General features: G+C 44.4%; 23 protein-coding genes. 10 read left to right on the forward strand and 13 right to left on the reverse strand.

Annotated elements, in window-relative coordinates:
- Nucleotides 1-10: 10 nt before the first annotated feature.
- Complete coding sequence (locus N39L_RS00910; RefSeq protein WP_014273992.1) at nt 11-439, reverse strand: DUF2996 domain-containing protein; 429 nt, start codon at nt 437-439, stop codon at nt 11-13.
- A 450-nt stretch (nt 440-889) separates the two neighbouring features.
- Between N39L_RS00910 and N39L_RS00915 the strand changes: the two genes are divergently transcribed.
- On the forward strand, nt 890-2,494 hold the full coding sequence (locus tag N39L_RS00915) for a cation:proton antiporter domain-containing protein (RefSeq protein ID WP_014273993.1): 1,605 nt from the start codon (nt 890-892) through the stop codon (nt 2,492-2,494).
- A 56-nt stretch (nt 2,495-2,550) separates the two neighbouring features.
- Here N39L_RS00915 and N39L_RS00920 read toward each other — a convergent pair whose 3' ends face one another.
- Together N39L_RS00920 and N39L_RS00925 are read right to left on the reverse strand one after the other, a co-directional pair.
- The gene (locus tag N39L_RS00920) at nt 2,551-3,438 is read right to left on the reverse strand and encodes a hypothetical protein (protein ID WP_006618842.1); all 888 of its coding nucleotides are present in this window, start codon (nt 3,436-3,438) and stop codon (nt 2,551-2,553) included.
- 34 nt (nt 3,439-3,472) lie between these two features.
- On the reverse strand, nt 3,473-3,976 hold the full coding sequence (locus tag N39L_RS00925; RefSeq protein ID WP_014273994.1) for a hypothetical protein: 504 nt from the start codon (nt 3,974-3,976) through the stop codon (nt 3,473-3,475).
- A 198-nt stretch (nt 3,977-4,174) separates the two neighbouring features.
- Between N39L_RS00925 and N39L_RS00930 the strand changes: the two genes are divergently transcribed.
- From N39L_RS00930 to N39L_RS00955, 6 genes are all read left to right on the forward strand, one after another.
- Nucleotides 4,175-5,566, forward strand: a complete 1,392-nt coding sequence (locus N39L_RS00930) for an NAD-dependent malic enzyme (RefSeq protein WP_014273995.1) — start codon at nt 4,175-4,177, stop codon at nt 5,564-5,566.
- A gap of 218 nt (nt 5,567-5,784) precedes the next feature.
- Nucleotides 5,785-6,318 carry an adenylyl-sulfate kinase gene (gene cysC / locus N39L_RS00935; RefSeq protein WP_014273996.1) on the forward strand — a complete coding sequence of 178 codons (534 nt, stop codon included), beginning with the start codon at nt 5,785-5,787 and terminating at the stop codon, nt 6,316-6,318.
- A 186-nt stretch (nt 6,319-6,504) separates the two neighbouring features.
- The gene (locus tag N39L_RS00940) at nt 6,505-7,026 is read left to right on the forward strand and encodes a phosphoribosyltransferase (protein ID WP_014273997.1); all 522 of its coding nucleotides are present in this window, start codon (nt 6,505-6,507) and stop codon (nt 7,024-7,026) included.
- 142 nt (nt 7,027-7,168) lie between these two features.
- A complete protein-coding gene (locus tag N39L_RS00945) occupies nt 7,169-7,561 on the forward strand; it encodes a helix-turn-helix domain-containing protein (RefSeq protein WP_234933810.1) in 393 nt (130 codons plus the stop codon).
- Between the two features lie 15 nt (nt 7,562-7,576).
- Nucleotides 7,577-7,705, forward strand: coding sequence for a hypothetical protein (locus N39L_RS00950; protein ID WP_286133240.1), 129 nt, complete (start codon nt 7,577-7,579; stop codon nt 7,703-7,705).
- 38 nt (nt 7,706-7,743) lie between these two features.
- Nucleotides 7,744-8,823, forward strand: coding sequence for a glycosyltransferase family 4 protein (locus N39L_RS00955; protein ID WP_014273999.1), 1,080 nt, complete (start codon nt 7,744-7,746; stop codon nt 8,821-8,823).
- Here N39L_RS00955 and N39L_RS00960 read toward each other — a convergent pair.
- The 6 genes from N39L_RS00960 to fbp form a co-directional block, all read right to left on the reverse strand.
- Nucleotides 8,813-9,169, reverse strand: a complete 357-nt coding sequence (locus N39L_RS00960; RefSeq protein WP_014274000.1) for a (2Fe-2S) ferredoxin domain-containing protein — start codon at nt 9,167-9,169, stop codon at nt 8,813-8,815. The two genes, N39L_RS00955 and N39L_RS00960, sit on opposite strands and share 11 nt — an antisense overlap.
- 41 nt (nt 9,170-9,210) lie before the next feature.
- Entirely contained in the window at nt 9,211-10,125 is a 915-nt protein-coding gene (locus N39L_RS00965) for a hypothetical protein (protein WP_014274001.1), read from the reverse strand.
- Between the two features lie 21 nt (nt 10,126-10,146).
- Complete coding sequence (locus tag N39L_RS00970; RefSeq protein WP_014274002.1) at nt 10,147-10,326, reverse strand: hypothetical protein; 180 nt, start codon at nt 10,324-10,326, stop codon at nt 10,147-10,149.
- Nucleotides 10,327-10,386: 60 nt separating this feature from the next.
- Nucleotides 10,387-11,718, reverse strand: a complete 1,332-nt coding sequence (opcA, locus tag N39L_RS00975) for a glucose-6-phosphate dehydrogenase assembly protein OpcA (RefSeq protein ID WP_014274003.1) — start codon at nt 11,716-11,718, stop codon at nt 10,387-10,389.
- Nucleotides 11,719-11,775: 57 nt separating this feature from the next.
- Nucleotides 11,776-13,305: a glucose-6-phosphate dehydrogenase gene (zwf, locus tag N39L_RS00980; RefSeq protein ID WP_014274004.1), complete on the reverse strand. Its 1,530-nt coding sequence runs from the start codon at nt 13,303-13,305 to the stop codon at nt 11,776-11,778.
- Nucleotides 13,306-13,372: 67 nt separating this feature from the next.
- Nucleotides 13,373-14,446: a class 1 fructose-bisphosphatase gene (gene fbp, locus N39L_RS00985; RefSeq protein WP_043467878.1), complete on the reverse strand. Its 1,074-nt coding sequence runs from the start codon at nt 14,444-14,446 to the stop codon at nt 13,373-13,375.
- A 186-nt stretch (nt 14,447-14,632) separates the two neighbouring features.
- Here fbp and N39L_RS00990 point away from each other — a divergent pair, with 186 nt between their 5' ends.
- The gene (locus tag N39L_RS00990) at nt 14,633-15,499 is read left to right on the forward strand and encodes a peptidoglycan recognition protein family protein (RefSeq protein ID WP_006618830.1); all 867 of its coding nucleotides are present in this window, start codon (nt 14,633-14,635) and stop codon (nt 15,497-15,499) included.
- A gap of 232 nt (nt 15,500-15,731) precedes the next feature.
- Here N39L_RS00990 and N39L_RS00995 read toward each other — a convergent pair whose 3' ends face one another.
- The 3 genes from N39L_RS00995 to N39L_RS01005 all read right to left on the reverse strand — a co-directional run bounded on the left by N39L_RS00995 (nt 15,732) and on the right by N39L_RS01005 (nt 19,306).
- The gene (locus N39L_RS00995) at nt 15,732-16,658 is read right to left on the reverse strand and encodes a TraB/GumN family protein (protein ID WP_006619269.1); all 927 of its coding nucleotides are present in this window, start codon (nt 16,656-16,658) and stop codon (nt 15,732-15,734) included.
- Nucleotides 16,659-16,767: 109 nt separating this feature from the next.
- Nucleotides 16,768-17,781, reverse strand: coding sequence for a cytochrome d ubiquinol oxidase subunit II (gene cydB, locus N39L_RS01000; protein WP_006619268.1), 1,014 nt, complete (start codon nt 17,779-17,781; stop codon nt 16,768-16,770).
- An 85-nt stretch (nt 17,782-17,866) separates the two neighbouring features.
- Nucleotides 17,867-19,306, reverse strand: a complete 1,440-nt coding sequence (locus N39L_RS01005; RefSeq protein WP_006619267.1) for a cytochrome ubiquinol oxidase subunit I — start codon at nt 19,304-19,306, stop codon at nt 17,867-17,869.
- Nucleotides 19,307-19,696: 390 nt separating this feature from the next.
- Here N39L_RS01005 and N39L_RS01010 point away from each other — a divergent pair, with 390 nt between their 5' ends.
- Nucleotides 19,697-20,260, forward strand: coding sequence for a DUF697 domain-containing protein (locus N39L_RS01010; protein ID WP_014274008.1), 564 nt, complete (start codon nt 19,697-19,699; stop codon nt 20,258-20,260).
- Nucleotides 20,261-20,623: 363 nt separating this feature from the next.
- On the forward strand, nt 20,624-21,388 hold the full coding sequence (locus N39L_RS01015; RefSeq protein WP_231852063.1) for a hypothetical protein: 765 nt from the start codon (nt 20,624-20,626) through the stop codon (nt 21,386-21,388).
- Nucleotides 21,389-21,414: 26 nt separating this feature from the next.
- On the opposite strand, the gene N39L_RS01020 is transcribed toward N39L_RS01015, so the two are convergent.
- Nucleotides 21,415-22,722, reverse strand: a complete 1,308-nt coding sequence (locus N39L_RS01020; RefSeq protein WP_006619264.1) for an ABC transporter substrate-binding protein — start codon at nt 22,720-22,722, stop codon at nt 21,415-21,417.
- Nucleotides 22,723-22,772: the final 50 nt, after the last annotated feature.

Below are 22,772 nucleotides of genomic sequence, written 5' to 3' on the forward strand. Positions count from 1 at the left end.
AACTTAAAGCCTAATTCAACGCCAGCCATTTTTGAGCATTCAGGCGCTGAACCACCCCAAACACCAGCAAATCTAAAGTAATCCGGCGCTCATCTCCCAAAAATCCCTCGATCGCCGATGGTTGAGTACCATTAGCCGCCCAGGAAAAAAACTTTTGACCCTTAATATCCTCTTGGGGAAAGTAGATATTGAACTTCCTTGCCCCACCTTGCCAGCTTCCCGTCACCTGCCAACAATCTTCTGCAATTTGCAGGCTAGGCGGAAACTTCGCCTTGACGAATGCCACATCGAGATCTGTAATTCCCTGTTCCTCCAGGGCTTTCTTAACCGCCGGAATATAATGATTTTCGATAAACTCTGGAAACGGCTTATCCTCCACTGCCGGGGGTTTCTCCTTTTTCGCCTTGGCGGCCGGTTTTTTCTTTTCTTCTTCTGACATCGATAGTTCCTGAGTTAAAATTCACCCAAACGTATTCTATCGCTATTCGATCGCGATCGCCTTCCCCCAACAAACCTCCCCACCTTCCACAACAGTCACCCTCAGATAATCACATCAGTTTTCCTAATCTATAGCTCCCCATAGATTTAATATTCCAAAGATTGTTAAGAATTAATACATTTTTGTTGCTAATCTCTCGCAAAAAGTTGACGAGATTATGGGGGTTATGGTATCCTCAGATAAATCGCATCCAAGGGGTTACTCTGTCTTGATGCCAAAATAGAGGCTACAACCCTGATTATATCGTCGCCTAAATTATTCTCTCACCACAAGTTAAAATTCACGATGCACGAGTTTTGAAGCCAAAAGCGATCGCCATTTTTAGACCTATTGACAAAACCGACATTATGTGCATAGGATGCAATTTTCCGAACAGAGGGAATTTAAACCATGTTAGCCAGTGCCATATTAATCCTAGTGATGGGTTTTTTTGCTGGGGAACTTGCCCGCCGCTTAGGTGCGCCGCCTTTGATTGGCATGATTTTGATTGGCATTATCATGGGCAACGAATTTGGCAACTTAATTAGTCCAGAAGTCCTAGAAGCTGCCGATGATCTGCGACTGGTAGCCGTAATGATTATTTTAATGAAAGCAGGTCTAGGACTCGATCGCTCCAAACTAGCGCAACAAGGAACAGTCGCCCTCCGGCTAGGATTTTTACCCGCCGCCATAGAAGCCTTAGTAGTAGCGATCGCCTCAATATTCCTATTCAATTTTGACTTCATGACAGGTCTACTATTAGGCTGCGTAGTCGGCGCAGAATCACCCGCCGTTATTGTCCCCGGAATGTTGCGCCTCAAAAGCCTAGGCTGGGGTGTAGCCAAAGGCATTCCCGATGCCATTTTAACAGGTAGCGCCTTATCAGATGTCCTGCTATTATTAGTATTTAGCCTACTGCTAAATTTCCTAAGTTCAGGAAGCACAGAAGCCCTTAACCTAGGTTTCATTAGCCTATCATCCTTACAAATACTACCATTCCAAGTAATCCTCGAAATCGTCCTAGGATTAGCTGCAGGTTTCCTAGCCGCGCGATTATTAGTATTTGTATTAGTCAAGCAGACCTGGACGCGCAACGTAGTTCAAGACATCATCATCGCCGCCAGTTTAGGACTGTTTCTGGTAATTTTCAGCAACACCTTTCCCTACTACTCCGGCTATCTAGCCGTAATGGCGATGGGATTCTTTTTAATTGAATTTGATGCTCCCCTAGCGCGATTAATCCGCAATGGCTTTGATGTTTTGTGGATTGTAGCAGAAATTGTTTTATTTGTACTAATGGGCGCTACCATTCAGTTACAGGTTTTAGGAGATGTCTTGTTACCGGGTTTATTGTTACTAGCAATTGGTCTGGTAATAGGGAGAGGAATAGGCTGGTATTTATCCACATTAGGGAGTAATTGGAATCTCCAAGAAAAGCTCTTTTTATTACCTGGAAATATGGCAAAAGCCACCGTACAAGCGGCCATTGGTGCTTTACCCTTGGCGGCGGGAATTGAGGGAGGGGAAATAATTTTAGCGATCGCCGCCTTATCAATTCTAGTAACCGCCCCCTTGGGTGCTTGGTCTACCCAAGTATTTGCGCCCAAACTCTTAGAAAAGGGAGAAGTAGACCCCACCAAAGTAGCCGTTAAAGGTCATCCAGTTTTCTTAGCTGCTGTAGACCCATCACCCCTATCCACTTCTGTATTACTAAAAGCCGCCGACCTAGCGCGGCGCAGCCATGGTAAAATCATCGTTTTATATGTAGATAATGTGGTAGACGAACCCGGAAGATTACACCTACAAAAACAAGCCCACCAACTTCTAGCAGATATCCGCTTTGAATTTCTAGTATTATCAGGATTAGTCCCAGAAACCATTATGAAAACCGCCACCAGTCGCGGGGTCACTGATGTAGTGATTGGTAAAAAATCCACTAACGGTAAAAAGGTCATGGTACATTCAGTCTCTCAAGCCGTTTTAGAGATGAGTACAATTCCAGTAATTACCGTATGAGGAAACCAGAGAAAGTAGAGACAAGGCGGGTGTCTTGTCTCTCCAATTTGGTAGTGTTAAATCTCAGCGTAAGCACGCTCAACTAAACGTCGCGCCAGAGTCTGAATACCCGTATGAGTGTAGTAGTTAGTGGTCATGTCTAGGAAAGCCGCCACATAATCCAACTTATCATCAGCGATATCAACAAAACTCTGGAGGTTGCTAACCACCTTAGAAGGTGTCAATTCATGATCGCTAACAAAACCACTCATCCAACCCGTGACCGAGTTAAAACTTTCCTGAACAAAATGCAACTTTCCGTCTGGGTCTCCCCCAGGAATCATGGGATTAATCCGTTTAAAACCCTCACTTTTCTCCAATTCAGAGGGAGTCAAATTCGCAATAATACTCAACCCCTTTTGAATAAAATCAGGACCCAAAGGAATTAACCCATCCAAACAGACCAAAGCCGCCATACGCATGATAGACTCGCCGCCATAGTTAGCCAGAGAAGCGACAAAATCGCCGATACTATCCCCAGGAATGCCATTAATTTGGCAAAATGCCACCAATTCAGTGACCACCTTTAAAGATAAATCGATCGCCTGTGCTTTATCAGCTTTGGGGGTCAAGTTCCCCAGAAAACCGAGAAAACTGACATTCTGACTAATTTTATTAGCCAGCGCCGCCGTCCCCAAAGCCGTCCCCGCACTGTCAATGGTTTGATATAGCCAAAGTGCGCGCTGATAGCCCTGAGATTTATCATTATAAAGCCAGAGGGCGCGCTCACTGATATCCTGAATCAGACCCGGATCATCCTCCCCAGTGATAGTTTTAACGGTATTTTCAAAACCTACCAAATTATCCCACTGACCAGGAACCGCAAAATCTAGCCCCCGCAATACCATCACAGTTATCCCACCGGTAGGGAGTTCATCAACCAATTCAATAATAGACTTACTCACAATGCAGGCTCCTTGCTCCCAAAAACTTGACAGATTAACGTAATTGTGCTATACCAGAGAGATTAAAATTTTGTAACCAGACTTCACGATCGCTGGGAGTAAAAGACTCAGAACTAGATTGAACCTTAACCTGAAAGCGATCGCCTACCAATAGCGCCGTAGTGTTTCTACCCTGAGTCACCGCCGGATATCCACCAATTCTCTGGGTAGACTCCTGAAACTTGCGGGCGGCGCTAGGGTTATTAGCCAAATCATTAATCGATAGCAGCGCCAGAGCATCACCACCACGAGAAAGTTGCGCTTGAGCAAATCCCTCTTTTTCTTGGCGGAAGGTAACACTATAGCCATCGGCACCCCTGGGAAAATATCGGTTAAACTGACCGCCAGGGAGAGGTTGAGCATCTGCGACCTGTTGAACAGCCCCGGTAGTACCAGTATCAGGCGTGCTGGTGGTTAGATCTCCGCAGCCGGAAACCAGCACCGATAGACTCAGGACAACCGCCCAGACTAACTTGGGAAAATAGTTGATTTTGATCATGGTTCCCCATTTGTGGAAGGACAGCGAATGGGACATTAGCCAAAAAGCTAATCTGATTTTATGCTATCGGTGAACTACACAAGCATTATCTGGATTTCCTGACTCAATGATGATTAATTAAACTTGTATCAAAGGAGATATCGAGATTTTCTCATAGCAAGCTAAAATCTACGGTTTAACTTCTATGGTTATTGCAGCATGGTCAATCTCACACCAAATCCGAGTTTTAGTGTCACCCTGCGCTTACAATTGCCCAATAAAGCGGGTAAGCTGGCCAGTGTTGTTCAGGCGATCGCCAATACTGGGGGAAATATGGGTCCGATTGATCTGATCGAACAAACTCTCCATACCACCGTCAGGGAGTTCACCGTTGATGCTTCGAGTACAGAACACGCCGAGCAAATTATCGAATCGGTCAAAAATCTACCCGAATCAAAGCTGCTGAAAGTTTACGATCGCACTTTTAACCTACATCGCAGCGGCAAAATTAGCATTCATAGCAAAATCCCCCTTAAATCCCAAAGCGACCTAGCCATGGCTTATACTCCCGGTGTGGGTCGCATTTGTCGGGCGATCGCCGATGACCCAGAACAGGTCTATAATCTCACCATTAAACAAAATACCGTCGCCATTGTCACCGATGGTAGTGCAGTTTTGGGTCTGGGAAATTTAGGACCCGGAGGGGCTTTACCTGTCATGGAAGGTAAGGCTATGCTGTTCAAGGAATTTGCCGATATTGATGCCTTTCCTATCTGTCTGGATACTCAAGACCCTGATGCGATCGTAGAAACCGTCAAAAATATCGCCCCGGTGTTTGGTGGCATCAATTTAGAGGATATCGCCGCCCCTCGCTGTTTTGAGATTGAAGCGCGACTGCGAGAAATTCTTGATATTCCCATATTTCACGATGACCAACATGGTACGGCTATTGTCAGTTTAGCTGCTTTAATCAATGCCCTGAAGTTGGTTAACAAATCCATAGAGGAGGTCAAGATTGTTTTAAATGGGGCGGGGGCTGCGGGAATTGCGATCGCCCGACTTCTCCGAAAAGCTGGGGCTACTCAAATTATGATGTGTGATTCTCACGGTATTCTCTCCAAGGGGCGATCGGACCTCACCCCCCAAAAACAAGAATTTGCTGTCGAGTTATCTGGGACTATTGCTGATGCTATGAAAGGGGCTGATGTGTTTATGGGGATCAGTGTTCCCGGTGTGATCACCAGGGAAATGGTTAAATCTATGGCTAGTGATCCCATTGTATTTGCTATGGCTAACCCCATTCCTGAAATTCAGCCGGAATTAATCACTGATGATGTGGCGATCATTGCTACCGGACGCAGTGATTATGCTAATCAAATCAATAATGTTTTGGCATTTCCTGGCATTTTCCGGGGGGCTTTGGACTGTCGGGCTTCCACTCTGACTATGAGTATGTATTTGGAAGCGGCGGCGGCGATCGCTGCTTTGGTGACAGCTAATGAGTTGAGCCCTGAAAATATTGTCCCCTCCGTTTTTGATAAGCGTGTGGCGATCGCTGTAGCTGCAGCCGTCTCCCATACTGCGCGCCAAGAAGGAATTGCTCGCCGTTAGAGTTGAACTATTGGGGGAATTTTCCCCCACTCCTACTCACCATTCCCAAAATTGCCATAAATACCCGCTCACAGCCTGGCCAACTGGTTGAATTTCATGATCAAAATGTCAACAACTACTCTATTATATTGGGCGGGGAGTTTTGAACAGGCTCCACCTCTATGATACGGGGCGCATATTTTAGATCAATCATAATATTGACAGGAGAAACTCAATCAATGGAGCAAAGAGGTGTAACAGTCTGGTTTACAGGCTTGAGTGGCGCGGGTAAAACCACCATTAGTCAAGCTGTAGCCGAAAAGCTGAAATCTCAGGGATATAAATTAGAAATTTTAGATGGGGATATCGTCCGCACTAACTTAACCAAAGGCTTAGGGTTTAGCAAAGAAGACCGCGATGAGAATATTCGCCGCATTGGCTTTGTTTCTCATTTGTTAACTCGCAACGGTGTGATTGTATTTGTTTCGGCAATTTCTCCCTATCGAGAAATTCGTGAGGAAGTCCGTCAACGGATTGGTGATTTTGTCGAAGTCTTTGTTAATGCGCCCTTAAATGTTTGTGAAGAAAGGGATGTTAAAGGACTCTATCAACGGGCTAGGGCTGGTGAAATTAAAGGCTTTACTGGTATTGATGACCCCTACGAATCTCCCCTAAATCCTGAGATTGAATGTCGCACCGACCTCGAAGAACTTTCGGAAAGTGTTGATAAGGTGATTCAAAGTTTACAAAAATTGGGTTATTTAGGAGCTTGAATAACTCCCGATTCTCAGGGAGGTAACAGGGACTAAGCCAGCACTGAGGGGAATTGATTAACTCTCCCCTTGGGGTTCTGGCTAACTCTATTAGGTTCCTCGCTTCAATGCTAATATCCAACCTCTGGGATGCTGTTTAACTGCAATTAATCAGATAATTATCAATATATTAATGGTCAATTATCCATGAGTGACTTATATATTTCTTGGTCTGAATATCACCAAAAAATCGAAGTTTTAGCAGCTAAAATATATCAATCCCAGTGGGAGTTTAATCATATTATTTGTTTGGCTAGGGGAGGGCTGCGAGTTGGGGATATACTCTCGCGTATTTATGATTTACCTCTAGGGATTTTGGCGGCTTCTTCCTATGGCGGACCGGGGGGAAAAATCCGAGGAGAACTTCATATCGCCCATCATCTTAGCATGACTACAGAAAATTTGGGCGATCGCATTTTGTTAGTAGATGATTTAACTGATTCTGGGATTAGTCTTCAACGTTCGATGGTTTGGTTAACAGAACACTACCCTGATGAGATTACGGAAATTCGTACAGGAGTAATCTGGTATAAAAGTTGTTCTACCTTTGTCCCCGATTATTATGTGGATTTTCTGAGTAATAATCCCTGGATTCATCAACCCTTTGAATATTATGAACAAATCCAGCCCGCCGATTTAGTCCACAAGGTGAATGGACTAGATTCTTAAACAAAATTAACGTTTAACGCCAAGGTATCATATATTTGATAGTCTTAATGGTTGTGTGCGAGACGTTCAGGCTAAACTGTACACTAAAGCAAACCACAGTTGAAAGCTAATGTCAGAGATTGAATCGAATCTCCAGATCTTGATGCGAACCTTGAGACGGAGACTGCATTTATCCCAAGAAGGGTTAGCCCAAAAACTTGGGGTGTCTCGTGGTAGTGTCAATCGTTGGGAAAATGGTCGCGGTGAACCTTCTCAAGCGATTCTTAATAGTATTCACCATCTATGGGAATCGGTATGTGATGAAGATGAACCCGAAGCCAGAACCTCTTACCTCAATAATGTGCCCAAATTCCGACAGTCTGATGTAATGCGGATTTTAGGAGTATCTCACCAACGGGTCAGAACTTTGCGTATTCGCCAGACCCTAAAATTTTATTGGGATGAAGAAATGAATACTTGGGTTACATCAGAAATCGAAATCAAACGTTATCTACGTCGCAAAGGAAAACGATTAAAATACAAGGAAATGCAGTAATCAAGCCCTAGCCCTATGTTCGATATTCCTAGCCCCAGACGATACGCCCATAAACCTATCCCAGGGCGGTTAGTTTTCATCTGTTTACAGCTACCCAAAGGGACGGGAAGCGATCGCCTCTGCTGTCACAGTGCATCGGACTAATTATAGCACAAAATTACTCGAGTTAATCAACTAATAATATGACTCCAACAAGCTGGAAATTACTATTTATATCAACCCCCGTAGGTCCCCTAGGTTCAGGATTAGGCGGGGGAGTCGAATTAACATTATTGAATATGGCAAAAGCCTTAAAAAGCCGAGGTCATGATATAACCGTTGTTGCGCCTTCTGGGTCAGTGTTAGAGTCCCTATCAATTATAGAAATTCCGGGGGAACTACAACCGATCGCCCAAAATCAAGACCGAGATTCTCTGATTACCATACCCGAAAATTCTGTGTTAGGAAATATGTGGGAATATGGGCGACAGGTACAGACAAACTATCATGCAATTGTCAATTGTGCCTTTGATTGGTTACCATTTTATCTCACCCCCTTTTTCGATACTCCCATCGCTCATTGGGTCAGTATGGCTTCCCTAATTTCCGCCTTAGATCAGATAGTTGGTCAGGTGATGAAACAGTTTCCGGGGACTGTCGGATTTCATAGCCATACCCAAGCCGCCACCTTTGGTTCAGACCTAGACTATGCTTGTTTAGGAAGTGGCTTAGAAATGGAGCGCTATCAGTTTTGTGAGCAACCCCATCAACAACTAGCTTGGATGGGTCGTATTTCCCCGGAAAAAGGCTTAGAGGATGCGGTGGCGGCGGCGGCTCAAACAGGTATCCCTCTGGAAATTTTTGGCAAAATTCAGGATGATCAATATTGGCAAAATATCCTGAATACTTATCCGAATGCACCCTTAAATTACCGGGGATTTTTGAAGACAGATGAACTACAACAGGGTCTGCGTCAATGTCGGGGTTTATTAATGACTCATCGCTGGGTAGAAGCCTTTGGAAATGTCGCTATTGAAGCCTTAGCCTGTGGGGTTCCCGTGATTAGTTATCGACGGGGAGGACCCGCCGAAATTGTCCGAGATGGTGAAACGGGTTGGCTAGTTGAACCCGACAGCGTAACGGGTTTGGTCGATGCGATCGCCAAATTAGAGCAAATTGACCGCCGCCAATGTCGCGCTGTAGCCGAAAAGGAATATTCCTTAGCAGCTTTAGGCGATCGCTTAGAAAAATGGTTATCTGATGTTACCCGGCTTAAAAATTGAACTGAGGATGTATCCTAGGATTGAGTTTTTCCTGGACAGGTTTTCCTCCCTGTAAATGTTGGCTGGCGATCGCCTCCACATCCTCCGGTTGAACTCGATAGTACCAAGTCTCATCGGGAATTACCCGCACCGTCGGACCTATATTACACTGTCCTAGACAGCCACTAGCCTCCACCTTCACATTAGGGATATCTGCATCCTCAAAGGCTTTCAGAGTCTCCTGGGAACCATTCCGCAAGCAGGACTGATGCTGACAAACCAGGACACACCGAGATTGATCGGAAGTCGTTTGTGGTTGGGGTGGCTGGGTTTCTGGCATTTGGGAGGTTTTGCTAAAAATTTCCATACTCCCATTATGTACAAAACCCGATCGCTAAAGCCAGGCTATCATTGCTGAGAAGGTCTCACCTCCAAAACCCCCCTATCTGTAAATACCACCTCAAATACCACTGTCTGACCCGAAGTTTCCGCCGCCATAGCATCAGATTCCACTAGAGCAGGTAGAGGGGTATTATCAACGTTTTCGGAAGCCTCAGAAGACTTAGGTTCAAATTCAGCGATCGCCCCCGTCGGAGTCACTGTCACCATATAACTGACCGCCGTAGGAACCGGGGTTCCTTTCACAGTCCAAGCCCGGTCAATTTTATCGTAAATAATATTATTCAATTCTTCAATATTCACCGTCGTCTCAGGAGCTGCCGCCACCTCGTTTCCCGTGGTCATCTCAGCCGTAGGAGTTGGGTCAGGAGTCATGGCTGCTTCAGTTTCCGGGGACTCTGATACTGCTGTAGTTTCTGGTGTAGTTTCTGGTGTAGTTTCTGGAGTCGTTTCTGGAGTCGTAGCAGTAATATCCTCCGTAGTTTCTGGGGTCTGAGGTTCAGAAGCGATCGCATCAGGAGTTTCTGTTGTCTCCGTCGCCGTTGTCTCCTCTACTGGTGCCGGAGTCGCCGCCGTTTCTGGTGCATCAGTAGTTGTCGCTGCTGTTGTTTCCTCTGGAGTAGTTTCTGCCGTTTCTTCCACCACAGAGGCGGCGGGAGTAGTCACCACTTCCATACTACCCTCAGATTCGGTCGCCATAGTCGTCTCTTCTTCCGACTGAGTTGTGGTTGTGGTAGCTGGGTCAGGACTAACCATCAGCGACCCAACCACCGCCATCATCACCACCACAATTAGGGCTACAATAGACCCAGTTTTGAGCGCCGGGGACATTTCTGAGGTAGTCGTGGAATTATTGACATTTTGCTGAGGGATAAGTGGTTCATTTTCCGGGGTTTCCGGGGAATTATCTTTATGGGAATACATATTCAGACACCTCTGATGATATCAATGTAAATTCGCGCTATATTGTAGATGCTTTCCGTAGTCTTGCCAACCTCTGGCTGGCTGGCTTCCAATTAAACCAGGATTTTTAATACTTAAAAATATGGGTATTTTTGAAAGTAAGTGTGAGGCGATCGCCTCCATTTTGTGACAAAAGCGATCGCCAGCAACACCAAACCCCAAAACACAGACCGATTTTATAGTATCCCAGTAATTATTAAAGTAACTGATTATACCAAAACCCTAGCGCAGATTGAGAATTGCAGATACCGCCGCCAGACTTTCCTCATACAAAACATCTCGGCCCCAGCGTTGTAGCTGTTGCGCCATCAGATATTCTGCCTTTTGGTCTGTAACCGAAGTCACTTGTTCAGTCTGACAGGATTGGGCAGTACCTCCCGCCTCCATACGCATACAGCCAGTAGTTTCCGAACAGAGAATAGTGCAGCAATTAGCGCGAGGATTAGTAGAAGTCAGGCGCAGACCCACCAAATCTCCCGGAATTTCCCCAGTATCTGCCATAGGAATAGCAGCCAGTTCCCCAATAATCTCCTGATTATCAGGACCACGGAACTTAACGTGCTTGAGGTCATAGTCTCCCCCCGACTCAGTAAACTCCACTGGTTCCCACTGCAAACGACTAGCAAACCAACCCAAGAACATCAAAGCCTGAGCCGCATTACCCTTTTCATAGTCGAGAGTAATATGGTCAATATCCCCAAGAGACATCCGACGTTCTGGGGGGTCAAAAGTAGCAGCCGCCAACTCCTGCCAAGGCGAGAGCCGATGCCAATTCAAATCAGCAATGTAGGTTTCTTGATCAATAAGTTCCTGCATTTTGAGTAATTCCGATTCCGGGTCGCTGAAATAACAGGAATCGACAATCACACAATTACTGCAACAGGACAAATGCTTAAACAATTCTTGTTCCGGGTTAGGGGTAGCCTTCCACCAGACAAACTTAGGCAAATCCGGAATCAATAGGGATGTTACCACATGGCCCACCCTTTCCAAAGCCGCCTTAGTACCTCGGAGGGTGACATATTCACAACAGATCAAACCCTCTTCCTTATTGTTTTTTATGGGACAATAGGCAGAAACCTGGGCAGTAACTCCGGTATCTTCTCCCAAAGTAGGACACAGGGTGATAATGCGGCAGGGATTTTGGTTAGCAATAGTTTCGCTGATGCTAAATCCGCGAGCATCAATATTTCTAATCTTTCTCTGTTCTGGGGTAAGTTTAGCAAACTCAGCCCGTAGGTGTTCCAGGGTATCCGAATCTACCCGCCCGGTAATCGGCAATTGATAAGCCTTTTGAGCATCACGAACAGCATCACGGGTCTGTGTACCATGAATACCATCGATCGCCCCTTTATAAAAGCTCAAACCCCCCAGGACTTGCTGAAACTCTTCGGGTTCATAGATTACCATACTAAAAGTAGCAGCCCTAGTAGCGATCGCCGCCGTTTTACCCTGACCGGAACTTTGACTAAGCCAGATGCTATCAAGTTCTGCCTCAATTTCGCTCAGAGAAATATCCTTTGGTTTTTGGAGTGCAACAAGTGGTGTATTCATACTTAACTCAGTAGCTATTGATTGAACGCGAACAAAAGTTATAGACAGACCCAAATATCAAAGCCTACGCCAACGGCGACCATCCCGGTTAAGCAATAGTTCCGCCTCCACAGGTTCCCAGGTTCCCGCCTCATAAAAAGGGATACTATCTGGCGCAGCCGGAGCATCCCAGGCTTCCAATATCGGAGTCAGAACCCGCCAGGACGCTTCCACCTCATCCCCTCGCGTAAATAGAGTTTGGTCTCCCAGCATACAATCAATCAATAACCTAGCATAAGCATCAGTGCTAGGCTTACCAAAAGCCGTATCATAGCGGAAATCCATATCCACCGAGCGAGTTCTGAGGGAATTTCCCGGAGTTTTCACCTCAAAGCGCATCGAAATCCCTTCATTCGGCTGAATTCGCAGCGCCAACACATTAGGATTAGCCTGTTTAGCAGCAGATTGGAACATTAAAAAAGGCACTTCCTTAAACTGAATCGCGATTTCCGTAACCTTCTTAGGCATTCGCTTACCAGTACGCAGGTAAAAAGGTACACCCTTCCAGCGCCAATTATCAACACTAAGTTTCAAAGCCGCATAGGTAGGCGTAGTAGACTCTGGTGATGCGCCATCTTCGTCACGATAGCCCGGAACCTGCTGACCATTCATCCATCCCTTGATATATTGTCCTCGGACTGCTGCCGCTTCTAGGTTATTAAAATCAGCCAGACGGGTAGCTTGTACCACCTTAACCTTTTCCGTGCGGATACTATCAGCATCCAAAGAGTTAGGGGGTTCCATAGCCGTGAGCGAGAATAACTGCATCAAATGGTTTTGTACCATATCCCGCAGCGCCCCAGCCGTTTCATAATATCCCGCTCGTCCTTCCAAGCCTACAGTTTCCGCTACCGTTATTTGTACATGATCAACAAACTGACGATTCCACAACGGTTCAAAAATAGCGTTAGCGAACCGAAACACCATCAAATTCTGTACTGTTTCCTTACCGAGGTAGTGGTCAATACGGTAGACTTGCTCCTCAGTGCAGACATTACGCACCACCCGGTTAAGGACTTGCGCCGAACCCAGGTCACGACCAAAAGGCTTTTCAATAACTAGGCGTTGCTTTTTGGGGTCTTCCAACATTCCGGCTTGTCCCAGTTGTTGGGCTGCTTCTCCAAAAAACCTAGGAGCCACCGATAGATAAAACACCCGATTTCCACGGGTTAGGCGTTTCGCGTCTAATTCCGCCAAAAGGGATTTTAGCTTTTGGTAGCTTTCCTGTTCGTCCATATTACCGGAACAGTAGTATAAGCCTTGGGCGAAGTTATGCCATATTTTTTCCGATTGTAGCCCGCCGCCAAATTCTTCAATACCCTGTCGAAGATGCTCGCGAAAATAGTCATCGCTCCAGTCTCGGCGCGCTACCCCAACAATGGTTAATTCTGGGGGTAACTTACGTTCGAGGTGCATTTGATAAATGGCGGGAACTAGCTTACGCTGGGTTAAATCGCCGGAAGCCCCGAAAATTACTAAAATTTGGGGTTCGGGAATGCGGTCTTGTTGTAGACCAACGCGGAGGGGATTTTCTGAGAGTGTAACCATCTAGGCTGTCGTGAATAATTAAGTTAACAGAGGTTGCCGGATTTTGTTGCCGGATTTTATGATTGATCTAAGTTTCGGTTTCGCGACGTTTGCGATCGCTTATAAATGACTCCACTAAACCTACATCCTCTTTACTACCAATAATCAGAGGCGTGCGTTGATGGAGTTTTTCGGGAACCACATTTAAGATATCCTGACTACCCGTACTAGCGCGACCCCCCGCCTGTTCCATTAAAAAGGCCATTGGTGCCGACTCATATAATAGGCGCAATTTACCATCAGGGTTTTTCACTGTTCCCGGGTATAGGAATACTCCCCCCTGACAGAGGATGCGGTGAATATCTCCCACCAAAGCCCCACTATAGCGGGCTGTGTAGCCATCATGGCGGTGAACATAACGGATATAGTCTCGGTAGCATTCCTCCCACTGCCAAAAATTACCTTCGTTAACACTGTAGACCGGACCATGTTCGGGAACTTTGATGTTTTCCTCAGCCAGGATAAATTCCCCCAGACTGGGGTCTAAAGTGAATGAATGAACCCCCGTACCAATTGAGTAAACCAGGAGCGTGCTAGGACCATATAGGATGTATCCAGCAGCGATTTGTTTATGACCGTCTTGCAATAAGTCTAGGGCTTCTCCTTCTTCGTCGTAACCTTCCTGTTGACGGATCGCGAAGATGGAACCCACATTCATATTAACATCCAGGTTAGAGGAACCATCTAGGGGGTCATAAAGCAGAGTATAGCGTCCGATGGGGCAGTTTTCCGGGATGTAGTAGGGTTTATCCATTTCTTCGGAAGCTAGGCGACACACTAAGCCGCTTTGTTTGAAGGTCGAGATAAAAACTGCATTGGAGAAAAAATCCATTTGTTTCACTTCTTCCCCCTGGATATTCACTTCTCCCGTAAATCCTAGGGTTCCTTCTACCAACCCCGCCCTTGACAGACGACGGGCGATCAGTTTCCCCGCTAGTCCAATGCGGTTCATCAGGGCGCTAATATCTTGAGCATCTGGACCGAAACTTTGGAGTTGCTGTAAAACGTGCCGCGATAGGGTTGTACAGTCGCGATCTAAGTAGTATCCTCTATCTAAACCTAGGGGATCTGGCTGCATTTGACCGCTTGCTGTCTGTACCATAAGTTAAATTCTCCGTTGAGTTCAGGCTGAGTCGATGTCGATACTGTAGCCTTGGCTTCTATTGTAGGGAACTGTTGGGAGTTTCCGGTTCAGCCTTTAGGCAAACTTTAAGATCTCGATCGCTTATCCTGAATATTTGGATTAAACTGTTGAAAATTCCCTTATTCATGGTTTGCGGTTGTTTAGATGAAGTTAAAATTTACCCCGGTTTTGCTGTTGATCATGTTTGTGGTGGCTTTGGCGGTTCCTATGGTTTTGTCTACTGGGGGACTGGTGGTAGCCGAGGAAGTGGCTAATGTTAATTTAGAATTGCAGCCTACCTGTGGGGTTAGACCTACTACTAATGTAGCTGTGGCTTCTACCCAGGTGGGTCCCCCTATTGAACAGCCAGCACCTTTGACGCGGTTTCGTCGTCCCTTAACTCAAAATTACTCTGGTCATACTCCTCAAGAATATCAGGCGATCGCCAATCAGACTAACTACGGCCAGCGGTTTGTCTATGATATCAATGGTCAACTGAACAATAATCAGCCAATTATTGTCCTCCACGAAACTGTTACCACCAGTCAAAATGCCATTAATTTTTTCCGCACTCGCCACACTTCCGAAGATAATCAAGCCAGTTACCATACCTTAATTACCCTCAATGGGGATATTGTTTATATTGTCCCTCCCGATTTAAGGGCTTTTGGCGCGGGAAATTCTGTCTTTGTTGGTCGTCGCGGTGAAGAAGCCGTCAGGACTCATCCTAAATATCCCGCTTCTGTCAATAATTTTGCTTATCATGTTTCCCTGGAAACGCCCGTAGATGGCATGAATAACGGGTCTAGCCACAGTGGATATACTATGGCTCAATATCAGTCTTTGGCTTGGTTAGTTTCCCGCACAGGGGTTCCTAATGACCGCATTACTACCCATCAAGCTGTTGATAGATCTGGTCATAGATCTGACCCCAGAAGTTTTAATTCACAGCTTTTTTATCAACTTCTCAATAACTACCCCAGAACCCAGGAAATTATCATTGGTTGTCGGGTTCCGGGTTCTCAAGGATAATTGGGGTTTGATTGACTCTCAATAGTTATAGCGTTTCTCATATCCATAAGGTACAGCCCGCTCAAAGAGAAGCCGCTGCGCGTCTACACCCCAAACCCCTCTCCCATACGGGAGAGGCTTGTCCTGAGCTTGTCGAAGGGGGCTTTGAAAAGTACCTCACCAATCCACCGAACCGCTATAATAGTTAATTGGGCGGGTTAATTACCCGCTTTTTTTATTTCCTGAGCTGTGGTTATTGTTGTTGGACTGAATAACCTTGGTCGCGCAACATTTGGATGATACTATCTTCTCCCACTAAATGACCAGCACCAACGACGACCAAATAGTTTTTATCATCTTCTAAAAACTTCTGTATTTCGGTCATCCATTTAATGTGGCGATCGCGAAAAAGGCGATTTCCCAATTCTGGATAATCTTTAAAGCCAGTAATTATCAAATTTTCTAAAGTCTGTTTGTCTCCCGACTTCCAAGCCTGTAGCATTTGTTGAAATGAGTTTTCTAAGGTGTCAATTTCTTTGAGGGTTTGTCTGAGCATCTCATCCTGTTGTTCCCAGGACAGGCTATCAAATATCTTGAGTTGGTCGCTCATGGTTTCTAAACTCATGATGGTTTTGTCTTGGGCGATCGCTTGCTCAAAAAAGTATCTATCCACACCATAAAGCGGGTCAAAACCCAGATTTTGCAGTTGTAATGACATCAAAGACATCGACACAAACCACGGCTTAAAATTCGCAAATATTTGGATAGGATATTGCAACTTTTCCAGGGTTTTTTGAACCAGATGATAAGTTTCATCACTGATTAAATCTAGCAAGGTTTTACCATCTGGCGGCGTAGCTATTTCTAGCATAATATCTTGGCTTTCCAGACTTTCCAGGTCATTGATATTCAGTTCAAATACCACATTATCAGCTTGATTAAAAGCATCAGTCATTACTTGGGGTAAAGGATAATCATCTGCACTCAAAACATGAATAGAACCCAAAAAATAAACTTGATTTTGGGGAGTTTCTACAGACCAGAGAAAGTGTTTAGACTCCGCCGCGTGTAAATGTGTCACCTGGTGGGAAGCATAAATAACCACCAACGCAGTAATTAGACCCGTGGTAACTAATTTTCCCAAAGTAGTTACCAACAGGGACTTGATGAATTTTCGCATAATTAACAAATTAATAGGATTTGATGGTTATTATAACGGTTGGTCGGGGTATCTGGTATAATTATAGTGATTTTATCTAGGGAGTGAGACACTCCCTAACTATTAGGGACTATTCCTCATAAGCCGCCTCGGTAACTTTCCCACGAAAGACAAAGTATTGATAAATGTTGTAAAACAACATCACCGGAATTAAAGCACCGACAAAAATAATCATAACCACCATTGAACTGGGGTCAGCCGCCGCTTGATAAATGGTAATTGTCGGGGGGATAATATAGGGAAAAACGACCATTGCTAATCCCAAAAAAGTGAGGACAAAAATTAAAATTGTCCAGATAAATGGGGTTCTTTCTTCCTGACGAGTTAGACTTCTGAGTAATAACCCAATTAAGGCTATTCCCAAAATCGGGATTAGGGAAAAGATATAAACTAGGGGTTGAGAAAATAAGCGATCGCGGGCTGATTCATAAAAAATCGGCGTTACCACAGTGATTATAATCGCGCCGATTAAAGTAGTAATAGCCGCAAGTTTAGCAGTTTGATAGTGAGTTTTTTGTAACTCGCCTTCAGTCTTCCAAATTAGATAGGTAGACCCAATCAAAACATATCCTTGAATCAAAGTTAATGCTACTACTATAGTTGGGAAACGTAACCAATCCCAAGTAGTGCCAATAAAATGACCGTTAGCATCAACCTTAATCCCTTCCAGAACCCCACCGAGGGCGAAACCTTGACCCAAAGCCGCCAGAAAACTACCCGCCCCAAAGGCAAAATTCCAGAATAACTTATTAGTAGCTTGTTCGCGAAATTCAAAAGCTACCGCCCTAAAAATTAAGCCAAAAATCATCACAAAAATCGGCACATATAGGGCGCTAAGAATAGTGCTATAAGCCAGGGGAAACGCGCCAAATAGACTACCCCCCATCAACACTAACCAGGTTTCATTAGCATCCCAAATATTACTAAGACTGGTCATCAGGATGCTGCGGCGTTTTTCGCTGGAGGAAGTGATAGACAAAATTCCCACCCCCAAATCAAAGCCATCTAGCATCACATACAAAAACAGGAATAAAGCCAAAATTCCAAACCAGACTTGAGGGAGTAAATATTGCAAAGTTTCCATTAATTCTTCTCCGGGGTGATGACTTGATGATGGGTGGGGGCGATGTAGCGATCGCCCCTAATTTTCGGGTAAGATAAAACCAGAGTTAACCTTGAGTTTCTGCTGGTCTTTCGTCCGGGGAAAACTGACCGGGGCTAGTATCAAAAGCCGGACGAACTCCACCAGGAATAGCCAACTCCAAATTCGGACCACGGCGGATAATTCGACTCCCAAAATAAATCGCAGTCACGAAGAGCAAACTATAAACCACAGCAAAACCCACCAAAGTAGTTAAGACATTTTCCGGGGGTAAATTAGAAGCAGCATCAACGGTGCGAATTTCATTATAAACCGTCCAAGGTTGTCGTCCTACACAACGGACAGTCCAGCCAGCCTCAACCGCAATATAACCCAGGGGTGCGGAAATAATCCAACCCCACATTAACCAACCCTGTTGAGTAATATTGTCGGCTGAAAGTTTCCCCCGTAACCACTGAATAACGGTAACCGCCATAAGTCCGGCTAGAAAGAAACCAATAGCAATCATAATCCGAAAAGAGTAGTAAATCAAACCCAACAAACGCGGTCTATCTTCTGGTTTCCACTCTTTTAAACCCAAGACAGGTTCGGATAATTCTTTTTTAAATTCCAGAATATACCCTAAACCATTCGGGATAGTAATTTCCCAATCATTTTGTTGGGTCTGGGGGTTAGGAAAAGCCAACAAACTCCAATCAGCAGACTGTCCAGCGGGGATAGTTTCCCACTGCGCCTCCATAGCGGCTAATTTAGTGGGTTGGTAGTGATAAACTTGTTCGCCACTCAAATGTCCTATATAAAGCTGCATTGGTGCGACAGCGATAGTAGCAGCGATCGCAATTTTTAGGGATTTGGAGAAAAACTGATGATTGCGTTTTTTGAGGATATACCAAGCACTAATTCCACCAATCACAAATAGGGATGTTTCTAATGTTGCGAAGAACATATGCAGAAAGCTGTTGAACATGAAGGGGTTAAAGATGGCTTGAAAATAGTCAAGCACGACAAATTTACCATCCACCATTTCCACTCCTGCCGGGGTTTGCAGCCAGGAATTAGCCGACAAAATCCAAAAGGTTGAAAGATTAGCACCAAAAGCAACAAGAATGGTGGAAATAAAGTGAATAGTGGGGTTAACGCGCTCCCAACCAAATACCATAATTCCCAAAAATGCGGCTTCTAGCATAAACGCCCATGATGCCTCGAAGCCAATCACACTACCAAAAAAGTTACCAATAGCTTCTGATAAAGGAGCCCAATTAGTGCCAAATTGAAACTCCATAGGAATGCCACTAGCGACACCTATGCCGAAGTTGAGGACGTAAAATTTAGACCAAAATCTGGCATGATAATAATAGTCTGGGTTGCGAGTTTTCAGCCATAGTCCTTCAATAATAACTAGGTAGATACCTAGCCCTGTAGTAAGAACCGGCCACAACATATGAAAGATGGCTGTGAGTGCAAATTGCATTCGCGACAGTGCGACGGTGTTGGATAGAATATCCACGCTTTAATCTCCGTTTTAACAATGTTATGGGATGATTCCCTACTACTTGAATAAAGGATAAGTAGGGAAGTCGAGTTATGAGTTATAGCTTGATAATTATGATTGATTATAGTTAAGTTGGCTACCAGAAAGCCCAATTTTAGACTCTGGAGAATGCCAAAAAGGTTTATCTTCTAGGAAAAATGAGTTTGTTAATTTTTGTTAAGGCGGTGGGACCTAGCTGCTGAGTCATGGGGCTGAAAAACTCGACTGGCTGGGCTTTAGGGGGTTATAGATTGATTGATTAGCAATTCTAAACAGTTTGGGGAAAGGGTAAAGTAAAAGAGGGTCGTTTTGGCGACATTTCCCGAAGCGCCCCCCCAAATCATTATTGTTTACCAGGTACTCCTCATGAGTAAAAAAACCGAAGCAGATGCTATTATTCGTAATCACGTCCTCTGGTCAATGGGAGGTGGATTAATCCCTATCCCCATAGTGGATTTTATGGCAGTTACTGCTATTCAAATGGAAATGCTACAGGAACTTGCTAAACTGTATGGAGTCAACTATTCTGTTAGTACGGGAAAAGCATTTGTTTCGGCATTAACAGGTACAACTATTGCTCGTTTGGGTTCTAGTTTCATTAAGGCAATTCCGGGTATTGGTTCGTTAATTGGTGGGACTTCAATGGCTTTGACTTCTGGGGCTTCTACCTATGCGGTGGGACAGGTTGCTATTAACCATTTTTCTAGTGGTGGGTCTCTGAATAATTTTGCGGAAGAAGAGGTTAAGTGGGCTTATGAATCGGCTTTTGAAAGGGGCAAAAACTATGTTTCTGACCTGGAAAAAGACAAGGCTGATGAGGCGGCTAATATCTATCAAACTTTAGAGAAATTGGGTCAATTGAAGCAGCAAGGTGTTTTGAGTGAGGAGGAATTTCAAGCGAAAAAACAAGAACTATTATCTCGGATTTAGGTAAGGTTATCTCTGGGTTAATTAACTGGCTGATTATCTGAAGTATGGTTAAATAGTCACGGTTTATGAAACCTGGTTTCTGGTCATGTTTCCCACCCCTATTTTCCAGCAGACGGGAGAAACTGGGTTTCTTAATTATCAGGATGCACTACTAGAGTTGTCATTAGGAATGCTATATCTAGTATGCTTTATCATATTCCTCAAGCTAAACTTACTACTTCGCCACCAGTGGTATTAGAAATACTGAAGGAGTCTAAAGGTCTGGACCGCGCGCGTCATAAATGCACTGATTATGATTGTTTACTGAAGAGGAATCGTTTGTCTGGTGAGTGTTATAGGATTTTTAAAAACCAGACTAATGATATGCTGATGGGTGTGGTTAGAAATTATTTGAGGGAAATTAAGAGGGGTGATAATGGGACTATTCCCAATTATCAAGATGAGATACGGCGCGAAAAATTACAGTTATTTAATACAATTGTTGATGATATATATACCCAAATTAACAGGGTTATGGATTTACAAAATCCTAATTATCTGGAAAGCCGAAAAGGTAGGGTTGAAGAGGAGATTAGGAAACTCTCGGAAAATATTAATGATGCGAAAAGGTTGTTGATTAAGTCTCTGTCAAAAAATCTCGAACATATCAAAAGTTTGGAAGAACAAAAAGATATGATTGAATGCAGTATTCTCCGGCTAGAGATAGAGATAGATGATAGTCAAGGCTTTGAGTATCATAACTATCAACTGCAACAATTATATGCAAGAAATGAAGGACGCAAACAACGGCTTAACCAGGAAGTATCTAATTTACAACATCAGATAAATGTGATTAAAAAAATTTGCCAAGATTTAGACAACAGGACTAATGATAAAATCCATATATGGAATGAAAAAATACAGGATATAATCCGGGAAAAGCAGCAACTTTCGGCGAAAATTAGCGGGGAAATTGAAGAGGTTAAAAATCAGGTGATGAACGGATTAAATAAACTACAAGAATTATGGCATCAAGAAGGTTCATTGGCTGGGAGTATTCCGAATAATTTGCATGGCTTATTAGGGGATATAGGAATAAAATGGGGTGGTTGTTTAAGGGAATATGAGAATAGCAACCACCCTAGATAAAGTTGGGTTGAGTTGAACTTAAAGGCTTAATTTAAGCGCCGATTCCAAGCTGTTTCAGCATCTAAAATCGCCTGATCAACAGTTTTTTGATTTAACATGGCTGCTTGCAAATTGTTGTAAATAATGGTCTGCAATTCTTTGATGTCTTCTAGGGGTGGAATCAAAACTTGAGCGTTTGGCATCTGTTGGGCGCTAATTTTCCTGGCTTTGTCTTGGGGTGTAGCATCTGCTGGGATGTTTTGAAAGAAGGGATTTTCTAATGCTTGAATACTGGAAGGGATGACGTTTGAGGCTTTGGCAAAGTTTAATTGATTGGGACTATTAGTGACAAATAAGGCAAAATTTATGGCATCTTCTGGGTGGCGAGTATTTTGGGGTATAACTAGGTTCATGACGGCGACGGAGATTTTACCATTTTCGCCGGTAATGGCGCTAGATGGGGCGGAAACTTTGGCGATATCGGGGGCATTTTCTGCGATCGCTCTAAAAAATTGAGGTCCGGTGGTCAATAGGGCAATTTCCCCAGCTTGATACAATTCGATCGCCCTTCGATGTCCCTGAGTTAAGACTTCTCTGGGTAACAGATCCTGTTGATATAAATCAACCCAATATTGAAAGGCGGCGCGACCTTCGGGAGTATTAAAAGCGGCTTTTCTATTATTATCAACTAACTGAACTCCCATCTGAACTAAGGACTGTAAAACTTGGGCGGAGTCGGTGGGAACAAAGGAAACAAATAGGGCATATTTTCCGGTTCTCTGGCGAATAGTTTGGGCAACTGTGGCGAGTTCCTGATAGGTGGTGGGAGGATTTTCAATACCTGCTTGATTGAGTAAATTCTGATTATAAATGACAATTTGGGTAGTCAAATACCAGGGAATGCCAAAGGTGCGATTTTGACAATTATCACCGTCGCAGGTTTGGATCATATTAGCTTCCCAGATATTGGGTAAATATAGCGATCGCACTTCTTCGGATAGGTGTTCATCCAAATTTAACCAAGCATCGCGACCCGCCAACATGGAGGCAAAATCGGGGTTCAAATTAACCAGGTCGGGGGCGGTTTGGGCGGACACCGCCGCCAATATTTTACTCTCCATAGCTGACCAAGGTACATCTACCCAGCGAATTTTTACTTCGGGGTGATCATTTTCAAAGGTAGCAATTAACTGATTAAAATAGTCATTAAACTGAGGTTGAAGCTGCATTGTCCAAAACTCCACCTGACGGCGATCGCTTTGATCAGTAGTTGGGGAGGCGCAACTAACCCCCCAAGTCAACAGCAAACCCAACAAAGCCCAACCTACAAAGCGTTTCCAGGTCTTTGAACCCATACCATTTATATCAAATCAGAATAAATAACTCAGTATACACTATTATTCAG

Origin of the sequence: Limnospira platensis NIES-39 (genome assembly GCF_026000695.1) — a bacterium.
In the GTDB taxonomy this organism is placed as follows: domain Bacteria; phylum Cyanobacteriota; class Cyanobacteriia; order Cyanobacteriales; family Microcoleaceae; genus Limnospira; species Limnospira platensis.

What these genes read in the sequence shown, in the direction of transcription:
- N39L_RS01020 (WP_006619264.1), bottom strand. Translation starts at nt 22,722, where the DNA reads ATGGGTTCAAAGACCTGGAAACGCTTTGTAGGTTGGGCTTTGTTGGGT.
- N39L_RS00955 (WP_014273999.1), top strand. Translation starts at nt 7,744, where the DNA reads ATGACTCCAACAAGCTGGAAATTACTATTTATATCAACCCCCGTAGGT.
- N39L_RS00925 (WP_014273994.1), bottom strand. Translation starts at nt 3,976, where the DNA reads ATGATCAAAATCAACTATTTTCCCAAGTTAGTCTGGGCGGTTGTCCTG.
- cysC (WP_014273996.1), top strand. Translation starts at nt 5,785, where the DNA reads ATGGAGCAAAGAGGTGTAACAGTCTGGTTTACAGGCTTGAGTGGCGCG.
- N39L_RS00960 (WP_014274000.1), bottom strand. Translation starts at nt 9,169, where the DNA reads ATGGAAATTTTTAGCAAAACCTCCCAAATGCCAGAAACCCAGCCACCC.
- N39L_RS01010 (WP_014274008.1), top strand. Translation starts at nt 19,697, where the DNA reads ATGAGTAAAAAAACCGAAGCAGATGCTATTATTCGTAATCACGTCCTC.
- N39L_RS00945 (WP_234933810.1), top strand. Translation starts at nt 7,169, where the DNA reads ATGCGAACCTTGAGACGGAGACTGCATTTATCCCAAGAAGGGTTAGCC.
- N39L_RS00915 (WP_014273993.1), top strand. Translation starts at nt 890, where the DNA reads ATGTTAGCCAGTGCCATATTAATCCTAGTGATGGGTTTTTTTGCTGGG.
- N39L_RS00940 (WP_014273997.1), top strand. Translation starts at nt 6,505, where the DNA reads ATGAGTGACTTATATATTTCTTGGTCTGAATATCACCAAAAAATCGAA.
- N39L_RS00990 (WP_006618830.1), top strand. Translation starts at nt 14,633, where the DNA reads ATGAAGTTAAAATTTACCCCGGTTTTGCTGTTGATCATGTTTGTGGTG.
- N39L_RS00930 (WP_014273995.1), top strand. Translation starts at nt 4,175, where the DNA reads ATGGTCAATCTCACACCAAATCCGAGTTTTAGTGTCACCCTGCGCTTA.
- N39L_RS00910 (WP_014273992.1), bottom strand. Translation starts at nt 439, where the DNA reads ATGTCAGAAGAAGAAAAGAAAAAACCGGCCGCCAAGGCGAAAAAGGAG.
- N39L_RS00950 (WP_286133240.1), top strand. Translation starts at nt 7,577, where the DNA reads ATGTTCGATATTCCTAGCCCCAGACGATACGCCCATAAACCTATCCCA.
- opcA (WP_014274003.1), bottom strand. Translation starts at nt 11,718, where the DNA reads ATGAATACACCACTTGTTGCACTCCAAAAACCAAAGGATATTTCTCTG.
- N39L_RS00995 (WP_006619269.1), bottom strand. Translation starts at nt 16,658, where the DNA reads ATGCGAAAATTCATCAAGTCCCTGTTGGTAACTACTTTGGGAAAATTA.
- N39L_RS00965 (WP_014274001.1), bottom strand. Translation starts at nt 10,125, where the DNA reads ATGTATTCCCATAAAGATAATTCCCCGGAAACCCCGGAAAATGAACCA.
- cydB (WP_006619268.1), bottom strand. Translation starts at nt 17,781, where the DNA reads ATGGAAACTTTGCAATATTTACTCCCTCAAGTCTGGTTTGGAATTTTG.
- N39L_RS01015 (WP_231852063.1), top strand. Translation starts at nt 20,624, where the DNA reads ATGCTGATGGGTGTGGTTAGAAATTATTTGAGGGAAATTAAGAGGGGT.
- fbp (WP_043467878.1), bottom strand. Translation starts at nt 14,446, where the DNA reads ATGGTACAGACAGCAAGCGGTCAAATGCAGCCAGATCCCCTAGGTTTA.
- zwf (WP_014274004.1), bottom strand. Translation starts at nt 13,305, where the DNA reads ATGGTTACACTCTCAGAAAATCCCCTCCGCGTTGGTCTACAACAAGAC.